This is a genomic window from Halioxenophilus sp. WMMB6 (assembly GCF_033283405.1).
GTDB lineage: Bacteria > Pseudomonadota > Gammaproteobacteria > Pseudomonadales > Cellvibrionaceae > Halioxenophilus.
The window spans coordinates 239,549-256,363 of the sequence record NZ_JAWMQR010000008.1; the positions used below are offsets into that span (position 1 = coordinate 239,549).

Annotated in this window: 13 protein-coding genes; 3 read left to right on the top strand and 10 right to left on the bottom strand. The window is 47.0% G+C overall.

The window, feature by feature from the left end; all coding sequences use genetic code 11:
* Positions 1–1,406: 1,406 nt before the first annotated feature.
* The gene (locus tag SBL51_RS18300; RefSeq protein ID WP_317932583.1) at positions 1,407–1,703 is read left to right on the top strand and encodes a hypothetical protein; all 297 of its coding nucleotides are present in this window, start codon (positions 1,407–1,409) and stop codon (positions 1,701–1,703) included.
* Between the two features lie 43 nt (positions 1,704–1,746).
* Entirely contained in the window at positions 1,747–1,827 is an 81-nt protein-coding gene (locus tag SBL51_RS23300; protein WP_411860498.1) for a hypothetical protein, read from the top strand.
* Between the two features lie 44 nt (positions 1,828–1,871).
* On the opposite strand, the gene SBL51_RS18305 is transcribed toward SBL51_RS23300, so the two are convergent.
* From SBL51_RS18305 to SBL51_RS18345, 9 genes are all read right to left on the bottom strand, one after another.
* On the bottom strand, positions 1,872–2,870 hold the full coding sequence (locus tag SBL51_RS18305; protein WP_317932556.1) for a hypothetical protein: 999 nt from the start codon (positions 2,868–2,870) through the stop codon (positions 1,872–1,874).
* Positions 2,871–2,887: 17 nt separating this feature from the next.
* Positions 2,888–3,259 carry a hypothetical protein gene (locus tag SBL51_RS18310; protein ID WP_317932557.1) on the bottom strand — a complete coding sequence of 124 codons (372 nt, stop codon included), beginning with the start codon at positions 3,257–3,259 and terminating at the stop codon, positions 2,888–2,890.
* A 719-nt stretch (positions 3,260–3,978) separates the two neighbouring features.
* A complete protein-coding gene (locus tag SBL51_RS18315) occupies positions 3,979–4,758 on the bottom strand; it encodes an SPFH domain-containing protein (protein ID WP_317932558.1) in 780 nt (259 codons plus the stop codon).
* Between the two features lie 242 nt (positions 4,759–5,000).
* Complete coding sequence (locus SBL51_RS18320; protein ID WP_317932559.1) at positions 5,001–5,369, bottom strand: hypothetical protein; 369 nt, start codon at positions 5,367–5,369, stop codon at positions 5,001–5,003.
* Between the two features lie 135 nt (positions 5,370–5,504).
* A complete protein-coding gene (locus SBL51_RS18325; protein ID WP_317932560.1) occupies positions 5,505–5,981 on the bottom strand; it encodes a hypothetical protein in 477 nt (158 codons plus the stop codon).
* Positions 5,982–6,778: 797 nt separating this feature from the next.
* Positions 6,779–7,447: a hypothetical protein gene (locus SBL51_RS18330; RefSeq protein ID WP_317932561.1), complete on the bottom strand. Its 669-nt coding sequence runs from the start codon at positions 7,445–7,447 to the stop codon at positions 6,779–6,781.
* Positions 7,448–7,520: 73 nt separating this feature from the next.
* A complete protein-coding gene (locus SBL51_RS18335) occupies positions 7,521–8,459 on the bottom strand; it encodes a rhomboid family intramembrane serine protease (RefSeq protein WP_317932562.1) in 939 nt (312 codons plus the stop codon).
* Positions 8,460–9,346: 887 nt separating this feature from the next.
* Entirely contained in the window at positions 9,347–10,792 is a 1,446-nt protein-coding gene (locus SBL51_RS18340) for an alanine/glycine:cation symporter family protein (RefSeq protein ID WP_317932563.1), read from the bottom strand.
* Positions 10,793–11,151: 359 nt separating this feature from the next.
* A complete protein-coding gene (locus SBL51_RS18345; RefSeq protein WP_411860497.1) occupies positions 11,152–12,126 on the bottom strand; it encodes an NAD(P)-dependent alcohol dehydrogenase in 975 nt (324 codons plus the stop codon).
* An 870-nt stretch (positions 12,127–12,996) separates the two neighbouring features.
* On the opposite strand from SBL51_RS18345, the gene SBL51_RS18350 reads away from it, so the two are divergent.
* Positions 12,997–14,268, top strand: a complete 1,272-nt coding sequence (locus tag SBL51_RS18350) for an O-acetylhomoserine aminocarboxypropyltransferase/cysteine synthase family protein (RefSeq protein ID WP_317932565.1) — start codon at positions 12,997–12,999, stop codon at positions 14,266–14,268.
* Positions 14,269–14,593: 325 nt separating this feature from the next.
* On the opposite strand, the gene SBL51_RS18355 is transcribed toward SBL51_RS18350, so the two are convergent.
* Positions 14,594–16,765 carry a putative bifunctional diguanylate cyclase/phosphodiesterase gene (locus tag SBL51_RS18355; RefSeq protein WP_317932566.1) on the bottom strand — a complete coding sequence of 724 codons (2,172 nt, stop codon included), beginning with the start codon at positions 16,763–16,765 and terminating at the stop codon, positions 14,594–14,596.
* Between the last annotated feature and the right edge of the window lie 50 nt (positions 16,766–16,815).

Below are 16,815 nucleotides of genomic sequence, written 5' to 3' on the forward strand. Positions count from 1 at the left end.
GTCATTTACCCTCGCTCGAAGCCCGAAGAATCCTGCGCTACTCGTCCGCTACACATGGGACCCGACGCAAGCTGAGCTTGCTCTAAAAGCAAAAGCCCGAGGTATGCAGATATGTATAAGAGAGCAGCTCACCGACCACGATAACCTCGTGTAAATATTCGGTGCCGCTGGCTCGGGTGACAATGTGTATGGGGATAAGAATCTGATTTGTTCTTGTTTGCCGCTGTCGGAATACGAGTAAAGGGCTCCCACGCTCCTGCGTGGGGGCTTTTTGTGTGGTAATTGTTGGCATAACTGAGCTGACCGGTGATTAATGGCTTGCCCACGCTTGGGCGGGGGCTTGATGAATGATGAGTTGTTTTGAGCGGGCCTTCGGGTCCGTTTTTATTTTTTGGCTGGCGCCGTGGATGCGGGGTTCCGTCCCCGCCGACGGGTCAAGACCTTTGTACGGACGAAAGGTCTTAACAATCTCGCCGTTCTCGCGCTTCCTGCGCTACACGGCATTCGCACATCCTTGTGCATCAAGCCGCCCCGATGCTTGGTTGGCTGCGCCAACTTCCCTCACTACAGCACAAATAGGAGGGTCGCGCATACAGCCGGGGCGGCCTTCCGCGTCCCTGTCGTGGATGCACTCAAATGAACGTCGTGTTCATTTGCCCCACCGATTTGCACCTCCACTCGGCTGCGCAAAAAGGGGGGGGGAGAGCGCTCTGCGCTCAAAAACAAAAGCGCCGCCTTCGGCGGCAGTAAATAAGCTTTTGATTTAGCCAGCGGAGCTGGCGTCGGGTCCCCTTGCAAGCCGCCGACTGGAGATCGAATTTTCGGGGTCAAAGGCACAAGGATGTGCCTTTGAGCGATGCTAAGCGGGATGCGCATCATCGCGACCCCGAAAAATTCGATCGGAGGGAGGGGAGCCGCAGGCCCGCCTTGCCAGGGTGCCCTTGGGGTTGTTAGGGGTGTTGGGCAAGCAATACCTCTGACCCTCGTGCGGGGAGGTCCCCGCAAATACCACCGATGGCAATCTAATCCAGAATCCCCAAATTCCCTATCCAGATTGCATTTTGCTAAAAAAACACTTGGCCACCTCACTTTTAACAGCACTTTTGCTTCGGCAACTAGGAAAAATGCCTATTGCTGGGAGAATGCCGGAGCAAATTTATGCAATTTGCTCACTCACTGAGGAAACGTAGTCGTCCAGAAAAGGAATTTGCTCATCGGGAGAGGAAACTTAATCATTCAATAAAGTACTATTGCGGTACCGACTGGCTAAAGTAGAGGCATACTTCTCGCCACCGGTGAGTAAGCTGGATCACGAACAGGCCAACGAAATAATGGTGGCACACAGCTAACTTTTCAATAAAAAGGTTAATTTAAAGCCCGAAACGTATTAAACAGCAACTAAAGGATTGAATATCACCATGATGGACAACCATACAATTATCTTGGTCCTCGGCCTGGCAGGCTTTATCACCTTTGGATTTTTTGCCTACAATGATCCACACTCCTCAAAGCAAACTAGTTTATCTCCATCGGTGGAAGTAGCCTGCATTGAGCAGGCAATAAAACAGGGTTTAGGAGTAAAACACGGCGATCCGCAATTTGGTTATCCAAAAGGGTCTTATATTTACTCGACGGATAAAACTGGCTGTTTAGCAAAAGCCAGGCAGGCACTCAGGCCAGCGTCAATCTTTACAGTCCATTGAAACCGCCAAAGCAAACGACCTGAATCTTTACAATTATTTAACGTTGATTTTTAAAGAGTTTCCCAACGCGCTAAACGTTGAGGACATTGAATCGTTACCACCTTGGAACGTGTCGCTTGGCTAGGGTGTAGTTCGTTTGGCGTTTACAGTCTTTTTCTGGATGTCTTATTAATTTACTTTCAGAGCTAAAACATCCCACTCCGAATTTCTTATAGCTTTAGTCATATTTATGGCTGCATTTCTAATTTCGTTTACCTCATATTCGTAATAAGATGCCTTCAGCATCTCCCATTGATCTGACATGTTGCAGGACGTCGTATATGAACAGCTAATAAGCCTCCACGCTTCGCTAGTAGCACCTCGATTGTAACCTTCTGAAACCACATCTGAGAAGTCTAGACCTTGTTGTGATTTAATCGTTTGAGATTCTACATAACGTGAAAAGTAACGAACGCCTTGCCATACGGCCCTCTTCATCAAAACAGGATTGTCTTTTGAGTGTTCTAATGCTGCATACACTAAAAGTCTTGTTTCTTCTTTCAATTTCGGGTTGTTTTTTACTTCCCGACTATAAACAGTCATGTTCAGTTCTAATTTCGATAGGGGATTACCATTTGATGCAGAATCTACCAGCCAAGCGAGCCCTGTTTCCTTAGCTACAGACTTACTAGCTGCATAAGCTTCAAACCCGTCACATATATTTTTATTAGAAAGTAACTCTTGATAATACTCGTCAGGTAAATCTGGGCTATTCTTTATCTTTTCGAGTAATTCATCATCTACTACTCGAGAGCATTCTAGAAAGACTTCACTCAATAGATACTGAGCATCACCCACTCCCTGTTCTGCACCAATAATTAATACATCATATTTCTCTACGGCGCTTAAACTTTCGAATTTAATGATCCGTTGGCGTTCAAGAAATGAAGCGCCAATCCCTTCGTAATTGCTTTGATCTAAACCATGAGTTTCAATCTGGTTTTTGAGGGAGCTACTATCACTGTCATGAAGATAAATTTCAGGGACAAAGTTTGCGTTAATCTGGTTTTTTTTCGTAGCAGATAAAAATAGCAGAATAAGCACCAAAAATGAAAACATCGCTATAATCGAAATGCTGGACAGTATGATTATACTTTTTTGGTTTATGATTATCTCTTTAGCTTTCACCACTCTTTTTTCTCATTTTAATCATAAACCTTAAAAAAAATATCGACTATTTTTCGCCTATTGGGACCGCTGGAGCTGTCATCTATGATCACCCAACTCCAATACGGTAACGAGTTACCCGCAGCATCTTTTCTTTCTGATTCTTTATATTCAGTTAATATCGATTTAATTTGAAATGACTCCAGTGTGAATAACTCTCCAATATCTGTCTGAGCATTTCCATTAGAATCTATCCATAACAATAAACTATCCCAAATAGCATCGCTAGAATCTATCTGACCATTGCCATCACCTCTAAGCGCTTGGGTATCATACTGTGCCAACGCTTGAAAGCCGTTATCTGCTTTGCGGGTAAAACCCACCAAATCCGAAATAAACAAGACACTCACAGCAGTGACTCATACAAAAGCATTAATACTAAACCAACTCCACCACCAAAACCCACTCATTTCCTCAGGCTTTTGTTTCTAAAAATCAACGAGTTAGCAAATTATTAGCCATATGTGCAGCTTTTTTGCGTGAATTTTGACCAGGCCGATGGATTCTGTTGAATAGAAAAAAGCGGACTACCGGATACATCTTTGTATTAGCCCCTTCGGGACGTAATTGGCAGTTGAATCAGGGTTCCAGACTTTTTTGTGAGTAAGCATTCACCTGCTAACCGTTTGCGCGAACCAACACAAAGGGCAGACAGGGTAGCCATTGCAGAGTTTTATTGCCTTTAAGCAAGCATAGCTTGCTTTTGACCCCTTTGAGCCCGCCGAGCACTGGAGTGTTTTTGTGATTAGGGCGAGGACTGTTTGAGCGTAGCGAGTTCGGCAGCCCCACAAAAACGCGAAGCGCGGAGGGGAGTCGCGCAGCGACCGGGTGATAGGGCGGCTTTAGATCGCTAAGACCTTTTGTCCGCACAAAGGTCTTGGCCCGTCGGCGGGGACGGGACCCCGCATCCCCTCGGTGGCAGCCGAAAATAACCTTGCAACCCCAACACGAAAATGCCCGGTCAGCTCTCCACACGCCCACTAACGCGCGAGGGCCACGCTTTACATTTCACACTCTCTCTAAAACAAGACTAAATGTGAAACTTGCAAAATACCTTCAGGAAATTTGCTTATTTTTTCGGCCGAAGATCAATCATAGGTATAGAGTCCCCACCGGCGTACACAGGCAATACCCCATTCCACTGCTCCACCTTCCGCAACTCAATATAGTTGGGGGATTTAGCGAGTGTTTGGTTGATTTTATCAATCTTATAAGCCTCGGCGTCGGCAAGTGCGCGTATCTTTTGCGCCTCCAGTTTTGCCGCTTCATACTCTGCCTGGGCTTGCGCGACCTTTTGCTCCTGCTCTTTGGCGAAGCGTTCTAGCTCGGCCTGTTGCTTGAGTACATCTTGCTCACGCTTTTTGGTCTCTTCAATGGCAGTTCGAATCACCAGCGGTAGAGTCACCTCACGAATCAGTACGGAATCAATCTCTATCCCCTTTGGCGCAAGGAAGGAAACCAACCCCTCCTGCAAGGTCTCCTGCAATTGCTGTTGTACCGTCTCTTTAAAGAAGTCCTGCGAAATGGCAACGCCCTTACCCTGCTCGCGAAGGATGGAGCGCAGCTTGGGAATCATATGCACCTGAATCAACGCGTCTGTGGTACCGGTATTTCGTAGAATCTCCGGCGCCATTGAGCCTATGGTTCGATATTGCACAGAGACATCCATGGTGGTGATCAGCTTGTCTTCCGCGGGAATGCCGGCCGTCTCCATATGTGTTTTCTGGCGTAAATCAAACTCGGTAAAGTCCAGCAACGGGTTAACAATATGCAGCCCCTCCAAATAGGTGGAGTCCTGTACCTTGCCGAATAGTGTCGCCACCTTCACATGGCCGGCAGGTACAGTCACGATCACGCTCGAAAGCAGGGCGGCAGCCGCCAATCCAAAGGCAATGTAGTGGGGGTTCTTAATGGCCGGTAACGCGCTTCTTTTTGTTAAAAGTACCAACCCAACAACAACCAAACCTACCGCTATAAATAAAGTAGCCAATTCTCTCTCCTTTTAAAGCCAAAAGGCTTTGCTTTAACAATACTCCGCTCAAAAAAAGTATTCTGCTTGCGGCGCGTAGTTAGGCAGTGCCCCTCAATTTTTTAATTGTTATCTGCATCTGAAAAAATAGCTCTGTTACGAATATACGAGACTATACCGAATACCACAAAGCCAACACCCAAAATGAACACGAGATCAAACGGACCTCTCTTAGAGAAGAAGCCAAAACTAGCAAATAACACTCCCATGAACACGCAGAAGATTGGGGCGATTAACATATTTTTGGGAGCCGCGGCATACGCCTTGGCATTTTTGGCTATGATCATGTTCATGGCTTCTACTTGCTTTTCATGTTTTCCAGCGCAAGCCAACCCTTCCCCTAAATCTGCCGCGCACTCTCTACACAAACCCTTGCTGCAGCATTTACAAATCCCGATTGCATTTATTTGAGGGTGGTTAAAACAGTTCATATCGTTCCTTTGATTATTAGTAAGCCCAATGCCTGGATCAGTGGGCAACTGTGGTCGATCCGTTTTTGTCGCATAACGGGGCGAAGGTTCGCAAAAAACACCATGGGGCTTAGACTGCACCATCGCATACTTTTTCTACCTGCTTGTTGCATAAAGTGCGAATTCAGCTCCAATTTCATTTAAGTCGGTCAAAATATTACTTATTGCCCCAACGCTGCTTGAGTAGATCACCATGCCATCATCAAATATGTGATGGTCTAAAGTGACAATCAAGTCACCACGAATTCCCACCAAATACCGATCATCACCTGCAGAGATAATCCTATTCATTCTCTCGGAAAATTGCTCAATAAATTCATCTTCTTCAGACTCCTTAAACACTGATGCTAGAAATTCCCCGTGCCGATTTATTTGAATCCAAGAAGAGTCACCCTTCAGAATGCATTTCATTGTATTTTGCCAGAGATCAGGAAAATCTGATTCACGGAGAGACACAACCATAGTTCGCGATAGAAGATTTTCGAAACTCAACTCACGACCAATTCCAAGCAAAGAATCAGCTATTGTGATTCCTGATTGATTACACTTCTGTACAAACTCATTTTGGTTCATCGCTGATTTTCCATATCACGACCAGGAGTTTGTTTGGACGGTACGTGAGACCGCCAGACATATAAGCACCAAAATATAGGCATTGAAACCATATTACCCATAAATATAACAACGGCCCACAAAGCCTTTTTCTCTTGTGGCACTGCGGACGACTTAAAAATGTATATGATATATGTAGAAATAAAGAGCCAGCTGTATAGGATCATAGACATGTGCAGTCTAAACACTGAATCAAAGTCAACTTCGTTCACGCTTGAAGGGGTAAGCCTAAATATTAATCTCATAAAGTAAATCATGTACACCAACGGAGCCAGACTTAATACCAGCCATATTACTTTCAAAATTTTAGTGCACATATCTTCCTTAATGCCTAATAGCCTGTTATAAGGTTAGTGTTTTTTAAATTTATGCTGCTTAGTTTTTATAGCTCAAACCCTTCAACGTTCGAGCCCTTGCAGATTGATGAATCAACACCTATCTATTAAATAGGGCAGACCAGCCCTCCAATCACAAACTCACTATCTAGCATTGCCTTCTAATAAAGTGGCATTAATATAAATGCTAACCACCACGACTAAAAAATAGATCCCGTCCTTTTCTTTCGCCTTACAGCATTAACCAATTCATCGCATGAAACGTGAGACCTCACCTCGTAGGAACAATAAATGGAATAGAATAAATGTCTTTAACCTTCTGGCAACAAAAGGATTCGACCAAATTGAACAACCTTAAATTAATTTGGCAAAAGATAAGACTGGCCCCATCTTTTTGTATTCTTTTTAATTGTATTTTTATAGCTACTTGACGATAAGTTCGTACTCAATATCTCGAACCATTTTGCTATATCTATCTTCGTCGCCATCATATCTCGCGCGAAACTTCAAGTTATGCTTACCTTTGGATAGTGGCTTTAGCATGATCCAATATCCATCAGATGCTGTTGGATATATTTTCGGGGCGTTTACGCTGCTAGGCAATAGACCTAATAGGTCAAAACATTCTTCTGATTTGAGTCTCGTGTGCGCGGGATTTGATGCATGCATCAAATCTAATGTTACGTCGATATTAAGAAGATTATCGTTATTTAATGCTGCAGATTCCTTTACGTCATCACAGCTTACGCTGCCCGGATTTCGTGGGTAATAAATCATATTGATAACTGGAAAGAAGACATATTTACCAGAAGGAACTTCGCATGTTCTTCGTATCTTAGATGAGCCATAGCCACCAGCGAGGAACCATACATCTCCAGATTGCTCTTGATGGCAATTTTTCCCGGTTAGGTCACGAACTGGGCTAAGATCCGGAGACATTGTATATGTCCATTGCCACCACATATCAGCGTATTCAGAAAGTGATTTTCCATCAACAAATTGACCAGGAAAGATCATGGCTTCTTCAAAAGAAGAAGCTTGAGTAACTGAAGTAAATGCAAATGCTAAAAGAAAACATATACGATTTATCATTAACCTTCTATCTCCTTATATAGTGCGACTCCTGCATGCGTCACGCAGTGGAGCGTGTGCAGCTGGAGCCTTGTTAAGCATTTTCTTTCCCACCCAAATCTATTGGATTATTTTTATTAGGAAATAAATACTTATACGTATGAAATAAAATCGAAAAGGCTATTCCTGTAATAGCGCCCGCAACGTGTGCAACATAATTAACATCGCCCTCGTCCATAAGGTACGCCATGCCATAAACATCTGTCAGGACATAAAAGCCGACCAATATAAAAACAGGTATTCTTATCGTGGTAATGAACAGCAAGATCCAGACAAATACCGCCATTTTTTTAAGCGGGTAGATGCAAGCTGTTAAAGCCATCAAACCCATAACAACACCTGATAGACCTAGTGTTGGAAGGCCACCATGCTCACCAAATATATTGGATTCATATGCAATGCCAGTTGAAAAGCAGCAGAGCAGAAAGAAAAATAGATAAGCCAAACTACCTATTAGCTTCTCAATTGTAATAGAAAAAGCAAAAAAGAATATCAGGTTAAACAATAAATGTTCCCAGTCTGCATGCAAAAATGACGAGCTTATATATTGGGTTATGTCTGAATCTAGTGGATCATGCCAAAATTCTACTGTTAGTGGATCATATGAGACGATACTATTGAAGCGCATTAATTCCGCTTTAAGCACTGCCTCTTCTTCGGGCGATAACTGAGCCTTAAAAGCAAAGTATTCTAAGCTTTTATTATCATAATTGATGTCCCAGTCAGCCAAAAAATTTGTACAAACACTGAAGACATCGTCTGATCTGATTTTCTTAAAAACAGGTATCACACCCTCAGTTAACTCATATTGGCAATAATTTACGATTCCTTTTTCGTATTGTTTGTCACTATATAATTGCAACGCGAATACTAGGAAGCACAAAACACCAAACAACAAAGAAAAAAATGGTGCGCCCTTTAATTCTAATTGTTGCCTGTAAGGGAGCTCTACCCTATATGGAAAGAATAACAATTATGTTTCACTCCTCTTATTTAATTTACGACTTTCTATTTTCTTCTAGCACAAACTAGTTGATGCGAAGCGCCCACAATAGCGAAAAATCTGGGGCGTCAATGTTAAGGCAATACTGCGCTTGCTAAGCTTCATAGTTCGAACCCAAAGAAGTTAAATTATCTTCCTAGGATAAAAACTCTTCGTCTAGATATTCAAATGCAAGCATTAACTACTCAGAGGGTAAAACGCATGACCTGAGCTCGAACCCTACTATAAAAATACGCGCAAATTAAATCCTTATAGATTTCAAAATGCTTATCAGCCAGTCAAAAGTCTGGCTGCATTATTAGTCGAAAATAGATACGAATTCAGTCGCCCACTTAAAATTTAGTTTCCAGGCGAACATTTACCTAATGGGCCACCAATCAAGAACCACCTTTCTAGCATTGGCGTTTAATACGACTGCATTAATACTAAACCAACCCAGTCACCGAAACCCACCCATTTTCTTGGGCTTTTGTTTCTAAAAATTAATGAGATAGCACTTTCCTAGGCATATGCGTAGCTTTTATGGTTGTTTCTTCAACGATTGGTTGGGTTTTGTTTATTCATCAGGGGGAATTACCTGTTAGATATATCAGGTAACTGTTGTCGTCAGCCTTACGTGCAGGCTTGTTGTTGTCGGCTAACGCCGAGACATGCAGGGTTTAACGTAGCAAGCTACTCACCCTTCGGGCGTGGTCTCCGCTGAGCTCCGGCTCGTCACCGCCTACGGGTCAAGACCTTTACCAAGTACTTCCTTGCACTTGGCCCTGCGGGTCGCTAATCGCGATTAAAAATTCTCCAGGAATTTTTGTGTTCGGACACAAAAACGTTAGGAACGTTTTTGTGGACCAGCGCACCAGCTAGCGAGTTGTTTTAATCTCCCCACTGCGCAACCGACTTACATAGCTTTTTAAATCCGCTCTGAGTTCCGGCGCCATAATATAGATACCAATAATATTGGGTATGGCCATAAGGAAGAACAGGCTGCTCATTAATGTGTAGACTTCGTTAAGCGTTAATACCGCGCCGGGAATGATGGCCACGCAGAAGACCATTTTATAAATGGCTATTGAGCCCTTGCTGCCACCAAAGATAAATTCCCAAATTTTGCCGGCGTAGTAACCCCAGCTGATAATGGTGGAAAAACCAAATAGAAACGCCGCCAGGGCCAGCACCCAAGGGAACCAGGCGATCACGCTGGCAAAGGCGCTGGCGGTAAGGGTAACGCCTTCAATGCCCTCGGATTGCTGGTAAACTCCGGTAATCACAATCACCAATGCCGTCATGGTGCACACCACCACGGTATCAATAAACGGCTCCATCAGGGCCAGCATGCCTTCGGACATGGGCTCTCGGGTTTTCGCCGCCGAGTGGGCGATGGTGGCCGAGCCAAGCCCCGCTTCCGTGGAGTAAACCGCCCGCTGCATGCCGATAACAATCACCCCCAGTACACCGCCGGCCACCCCTTGCGGGTGAAAGGCGCCGGCGATAATCGTCCCTATGGCGACGGGCAGATGTTGGATATTGGCAAGAATAATCACCAGCGCGGCCGACATATAAATAAACGCCATCAGCGGTACCAGTTTTTCGGTAACGCTGGCAATGGAGCGTATACCTCCCACAATCACCACCGCCGTCAGTGCCGCCAACACAACACCAAACAGCCATTGGTAGGTGGTGCTGTCGGTTTGCGTTACCACCGTGATCGCTTCGTATATTTGATTAACCGTGGCCACCTGCAGCAAGGTCGGCAGGGCCAGCAGTGCATAGATCCAACCTAAAATAACTCCGGCCCTTACCCAGCCACGCGCCGCCAGGCCGCGCTTGAGGTAGTACATGGGGCCGCCGGATACGGTGCCGTCACTGTGTACTTCCCGGTATTTCACCCCCAGGGTACATTCGGCAAATTTGAGTGTCATCGCGCAGAAGCCGATCAGTATCATCCAAAAGGTGGCACCCGGCCCGCCCAAAGAGATGGCGGCGGCCACCCCGGCAATATTCCCCAAACCCACAGTGCCCGATAGCGCCGTCGATAGCGCCTGAATTTGAGTGACTTCACCCGGTGCCGATGGATCTCGATAGTCGCCCCGGGCAACACGCCAGGCACGTTTAAAACTGGTTAGATTAACAAAGCCAAAATAGAAGGTGAGCAACAGCATGGGCGCCCCCATCCATATCACGATGGGTTTAATGCTCGCACCAAACATATCCACCGACATAAACACCAGCCCGTCCAAGCCATGGATAAAGCCGACAACAAAGCCAATAAAATCCCCGCGGCCACCTTCGCCGGTATCGGCGAGCACCGGTAAACTGAAAAACAGAGAGAGTATTGCGGCAAGTGTGAAGGATACTACGCGGTGGAAGTGACCCGATTGGCTCTGATGTGATTGGCTCTGGGGTGATTGGCTATGGGGTGACGGGCTTTGGAGTGATTGGCGATGGAGTGCTTGGCTATGGAGTGACTGGCTTTGGAATGGTTGGCTATGGAGTGCTTGGCCATGGAGCGATAAAAGCAAAACGTCCTCTCCCTGATGATTCGTTTTGGGGTAATGCGTTGAGTTGTTATTGCAGAGTAAACACAGCAGCTGGCAATGTAAACCAAGGAATAGCCGCAGGCCACCGAGACTGCTCGGATTTTACTAAATCCCGAGGATTCCCCCTTTCAGGCAATTTTAACAACAACACAACCTGTACGCGCTTCCATTTCAACACGCTTGTGCGCCTCCACAATCTTGGCCATTGGAAAAACTTGATCCACTGCCGTTGAAATTTCTCCTGCTCGTAACAAATTGGCCAGCTCATTCAACGCCTCTTTGCTTTCCGCCGCAAAGCTAACAATGACTTTTTTACCCGTTCGTTTAAATGCTTTTTTAGCCGAAGCCAGCTTTTTAAAGGTTGGGTTCGCCGATGCGTAGCGCCCACCCGCCTCTAAACAGGCCAGCGAACTTTCTAAATCGGAACTCGCAACCATATCGATAATCACATCCCACTTTCTACTCAAACTCGTATAGGGCTGCTTTGTGTAATCGATAAAATCATCGGCGCCGCTGGCTAAAATAGCCGCCTGTTTATGGGGTGCATCGACTGCTGTTACCTGGGCGCCATACGCTTTTGAGATTTGCAGCGCGTACATGCCAATACTGCCACCGGCACCATTGATCAACACCTTGTCACCGGTTTTTATATTAGCCTGCTTGCAAAAATGAAGCGCATTTAAACCGCCGAGTGGTACCGATGCCGCCTCTTCAAAGTTCAAATTTTCCGGTATCTGCGCGATACCCGCTCGTTGCGAAACGCTAAGGTATTCAGCATAGGCACCCATGCCAACGCCACTCGAGCCAAACACTCGCTCTCCCGGGGTAAACGCCGCCACCCCCTCGCCAACGGATTCAACCACACCTGCAAAATACCCCCCAAGTATCGGATTGCGCGGGCGAAAAATACCGAAGGCCAAACGCAGCGGGTAGGAAAACCACTTTACCGGGAAGGTAAAAGAACGTAGCTCACAGTCGCCTTTGGTAACCTCGGCCGCGTGCACCTTGATAACCAGGCTACCTTTCTTAGGCTTGGGTTTTGCGTAGTCACCCAATTCCAGTACTTCAGCAGGGCCATATTGTTTACATAAGATTGCGCGCATTAAAACTTCCTTGTGATTAAAAAAGCTGTCTTAGCTGGTGGCACTCATCATTTAGGGGAGGGCAGGGGCCTGTATTTTCCCGTTAGAAGTAAGCCTCTCACAGCTTCACTTCGTGCAAAGCATCAATACTAAACCAACCTCATTACCAATACCCGCTCATTTTCCCCGGCCTTGATTTCTGAGGCCCAAAGAATTAATAAACCACAAAAACAGGTAGTTGATTGGATTACCTGTTAAGTGACCGGCCAGATTCTGTTGGCTAGGAAGAGGGGGGTTAGCGGTTAGATGCACCAAATACATTCTTGTATTTGGTAGTCCCCTTAGTGGCTACCCGATGGCTATGTACAGTGAATCGCGAGCCTCCCTGGAGTTTCGCTCCGGCCGCTAAATTCTCGTAGCGGCTGGAACCCTGCTCCAAGGAAGGATATTCACACACATTTTAGATGTACGCGCTTGGCAGAAAGCCGCTCCAAATCGTCGGACCGCTTCTTCTACGTTCCGCAGATCAGTCTACTGCATCCATAGAGGTAGCGCGCCCTAGCGAAGCGGAGACCCTGACTGAAGTAGCAAGCAGTTTGCTGCGTCACTCCCCGCATTTACCTTCCATGGCAATCGAAACCACCTAACATACAAATCGAAAACTTGAACGCTCATTACTCGCCATTCATAACGCTGCACCAGTGAAAATTTCCCGACACTTCACATTCACATTGACCAACCGGTCTGGAGAGTTTCTCTTTTCCGTCCGTGGTACCATCTGCCCGAGAGATACAAACGTGTAAACAATAACGGCGTGGTTTATTCGCTACTCACACGCCTTAATATCACCAGCTTCAACAGACCACTTCTGCTCGCCAATAGAGAGAGACCATGAAATTAGAATCCATCGCCCTGCATGAAGGCTATACCTCCGAAGCCACCACCAAAGCCGCCGCGGTACCCATCTACCAAACCACCTCCTATACCTTTGATGATACCCAGCACGGCGCCGACCTCTTTAACCTGGCGGTGCCGGGCAATATCTACACACGCATTATGAACCCCACCACCGATGTGCTGGAGAAACGCATTGCGGCGATGGAGGGGGGCGTGGCAGCGCTGGCGCTGGCTTCCGGCATGGCGGCCATTACCTACGCCCTACAGTGTATTACCGAGGTGGGGGACAATATTGTTAGCACCAGCCAGCTCTATGGCGGTACCTATAATCTGTTTGCTCACTCGCTGCCCAAGCAGGGCGTTAGTGTAAGAATGATTTCGCACGATGATTTCGACGGTTTTGACAAGGCCATCGATGACAACACCAAGGCCGTATTTTGTGAGTCTATCGGCAACCCGGCAGGTAATGTGGTGGACATCCAACGGCTGGCGGAAATTGCCCACAAACACGGGGTACCGTTGATTGTGGACAACACCGTAGCAACGCCGTATCTCTGCCGGCCGTTTGAGCTGGGTGCGGATATCGTGGTGCACTCGCTGACCAAATACATCGGCGGGCACGGCACCTCCATTGGCGGCGTGATTGTCGATTCCGGTAAATTCGATTGGGTTGCCCATAAAGCGCGCTTCCCCATTTTGAACCAGCCCGACCCCTCCTACCACGGCGTGGTCTATACCGAAGCCCTGGGCGCGGCCGCCTACATTGGCCGCTGCCGGGTGGTGCCCCTGCGTAACACCGGCGCGGCGCTTTCGCCGATGAATGCCTTTCAAATTCTGCAGGGGCTGGAGACCCTCGGCCTGCGCATGGATCGCCACTGCGAAAATGCCGAGAAGCTTGCCGCCTATTTGCAACAACACCCGAAGGTGGAGTGGATCAACTACGCCGGCCTGAGTGATAGCCCTTATTACGACACCTGCCAGAAAATCACCGGCGGTAAAGCCTCGGGCATTTTAAGCTTTGGCATCACCGGCGGCTTCGATGCCTGCAGCCGTTTTATCGACGCCCTGCAGATGATTTTACGCCTGGTGAATATTGGCGATGCCAAATCCCTGGCCTGCCACCCGGCCTCCACCACCCACCGCCAACTGAACGAAGAGGAGCTCGCCAGCGCCGGCGTCAGCGCCGACCTGGTGCGTATCTCGGTCGGTATCGAGCACATCGACGATATTATCGCCGATGTGGAGCAGGCTTTGGCGAAGGCCTAACGGCAAGCGGTAATTGGTTATGAGTGCCCAACGGAACGGGCTGCTTCCGGCTGCTGCCGGTAGCATGCGGGGCCACCGACCGCCAGGGTGCAGTGGGCGGCTCCGCCGATACAGGAGAGGCAGCGGGCTGACGATTTGGAGTAGGCGGCTGCCAAGCGGTAAATGCCGGGATGTATTTGCTGGCAGCCCTAACCAGGGCTTCTAACCAACACCCCTAGCCAGCAACCCTAGCCAGCAACCCTAGCCAGCACCCCTAACCAGCTATAGGTGAGCCGCGACTATCCATCTTCGAGCGTCGCTCCAAGATTGAGTAGATACCCCAAGGTTACGAGTGGTCGATCGAATTTTTGGCCCGGATATAAGCCGAAAATTCTTGAGCGTCTAACGCTTGGCTAAATAAGTAGCCCTGTGCGTAGTCGCAGCCTAATAGTTTTAAATATTCCAGCTGCTTCTCGGTTTCCACGCCTTCAGCGACTGTGGTTAATTTAAAGTTCCTGGCCATGGCTATTATGGTTTTAACCAATATATAGGACTCACCGTTTTCAGCCAAATCCCGAATAAAAGCCCGATCAATTTTTAGTACGTTAAATGGGAACTGATTTAAATAGGCCAAGGAAGAGTACCCGGTACCAAAATCATCCATAGCCAATTTAAACCCCTGGTTATGCAAGTAAGTTAACTCCTTTTTTGCTCGTTCCGGGTTTTTAACCATTAGGCTTTCTGTCAGCTCCACCATAATCAGCTGCGTCTCCATTTGGTATTTTTTGGAAAATTCAACCAGTGGATCTCTGTGTTTGGCAATAAATTCCTTGGGCGAACGATTGATGCTTACCCCTATGGGTGAGCCCAGCTCTCGATTTAATTGCGCGACCGTGGCTATGGCCTGCTCGGCGACAATCACGCCAATCTCGGGCATCAAGCCATAGGTTTCGGCAACCCGGATAAATTCATCGGGCGATACCTGTCCCAGCTCCGGATCGCGCCACCGCGCCAGCGCTTCGCAGTGGCTGACTTTACCAGTTCGGATATTAACAATGGGTTGGAAGTAGGGTTTAATATTTTTTGATTGAATAGCCTGTTTTAAGCGCGACTTAATTATTTGCTGTCGCAACACCCGCTTATGTAATACCGGGGTAAAAAATGCTAATGAATTTTTGCCCTCGCCTTTGGCTGCGTATAGGGCTTGATCGGCTTGGGAATACAACTGTTCAGCATCGGTTGAGTCATCTGGGTATAAGCTAACACCAACGGATGCGGTAATTTGGTAGGGCGTATCATCAGCCAACTTAAAGGGGGTTTTAAAAATAGCCACTAGCTTGTCGATGGTGTCGGACGACAAGTTTTCAGTGGTTAATTGCACGAACAAACCAAACTCGTCGCCGCCCAGGCGCGCCAGCAAATTACCCGGTTGGTGCAGATTCTGCAAACGCTTTGCCACTGCGGTGAGTATCTGGTCGCCAATCAGATGGCCCCGGGAATCATTAATATCTTTGAAATCGTCTATATCAAGTAGAATAAACGCCCAACTCGACTCCTGCGCTTTGCTCTTTGTCAGGTAGTCGTTAATGAGCCGGTTGAACTCGTAACGGTTTAGCAGGCCAGTTAGAGAGTCGTACTTGGCTTGGAACTCGATAAACCGCTGTGTCTCTTTCTCCTGTGAGATATCCCGGTTCACGGCAATATGCGTTGCCTTGTGTTGCCCAGTTAAAAATATTTTGCGCAGTAGAGAATAAATGGGGTAGGTATCGCCATTTTTTCGTTGATTGATCAGCTCCCCTTGCCACTCTCCCGTGTGATTTAACGTCCGCCACATATTTTGATAAAAGCTTTTAGTGTGTTTATCGGACTTTAAAATTCGGGGGTTGCAACCCATTAACTCTTCTCTCGAGTAACCGGATATAACCTCCATTGCCGGGTTGGCGTAAATGATATTGTGGTCGTTATCTGTTACCAATATGCCATCGGTCATTACATCGTAAATAGTGAGCGCCAGCAGAAGTTGTTCATTCTGTGACTGCACGATACCACAGCCCGCATCAGCGGAGACCCGGCAATACTGTTGTTGAAACTCCTGTATGATTCTGGGCAAAAAGACTTTAATAACATTTTTGATCGTTTCTATGGCGGTGATATCACTGTAAAAAAATAGCAGTAACTCACCCAGCTCAATATTGTTTGCTCCGGTTATGATGACAGTGACAAAACTCTGCACCCGATCCAGTTTAATCTGCCAAAACCTGGGCAATAGAGTGTGCGCATCCTGGCTAACCACTGCCAGCCGATAGTTCGGTCTATCCAGGCAGTCGATCGAGCTTGTGGCCGTTTTTATGGCGGAGGCTGTATTGGCGGTTACCGTTGTGTCGCGCCGGTAAGTAAAGTTGCTTTTTACCTCGGTTTTGTCATCAACAACAACTTTTGTTCGGTAGTTGTCTTGGCCATGCCGGGAGTGGTCCAGCTCACTGATTACACTGTAGTCTGCTTTGAGAAGACTACTCAAACTTTTCATTAAGCTGACAAAGTATTGATCGGATTCTAGCGTTAGCAAAC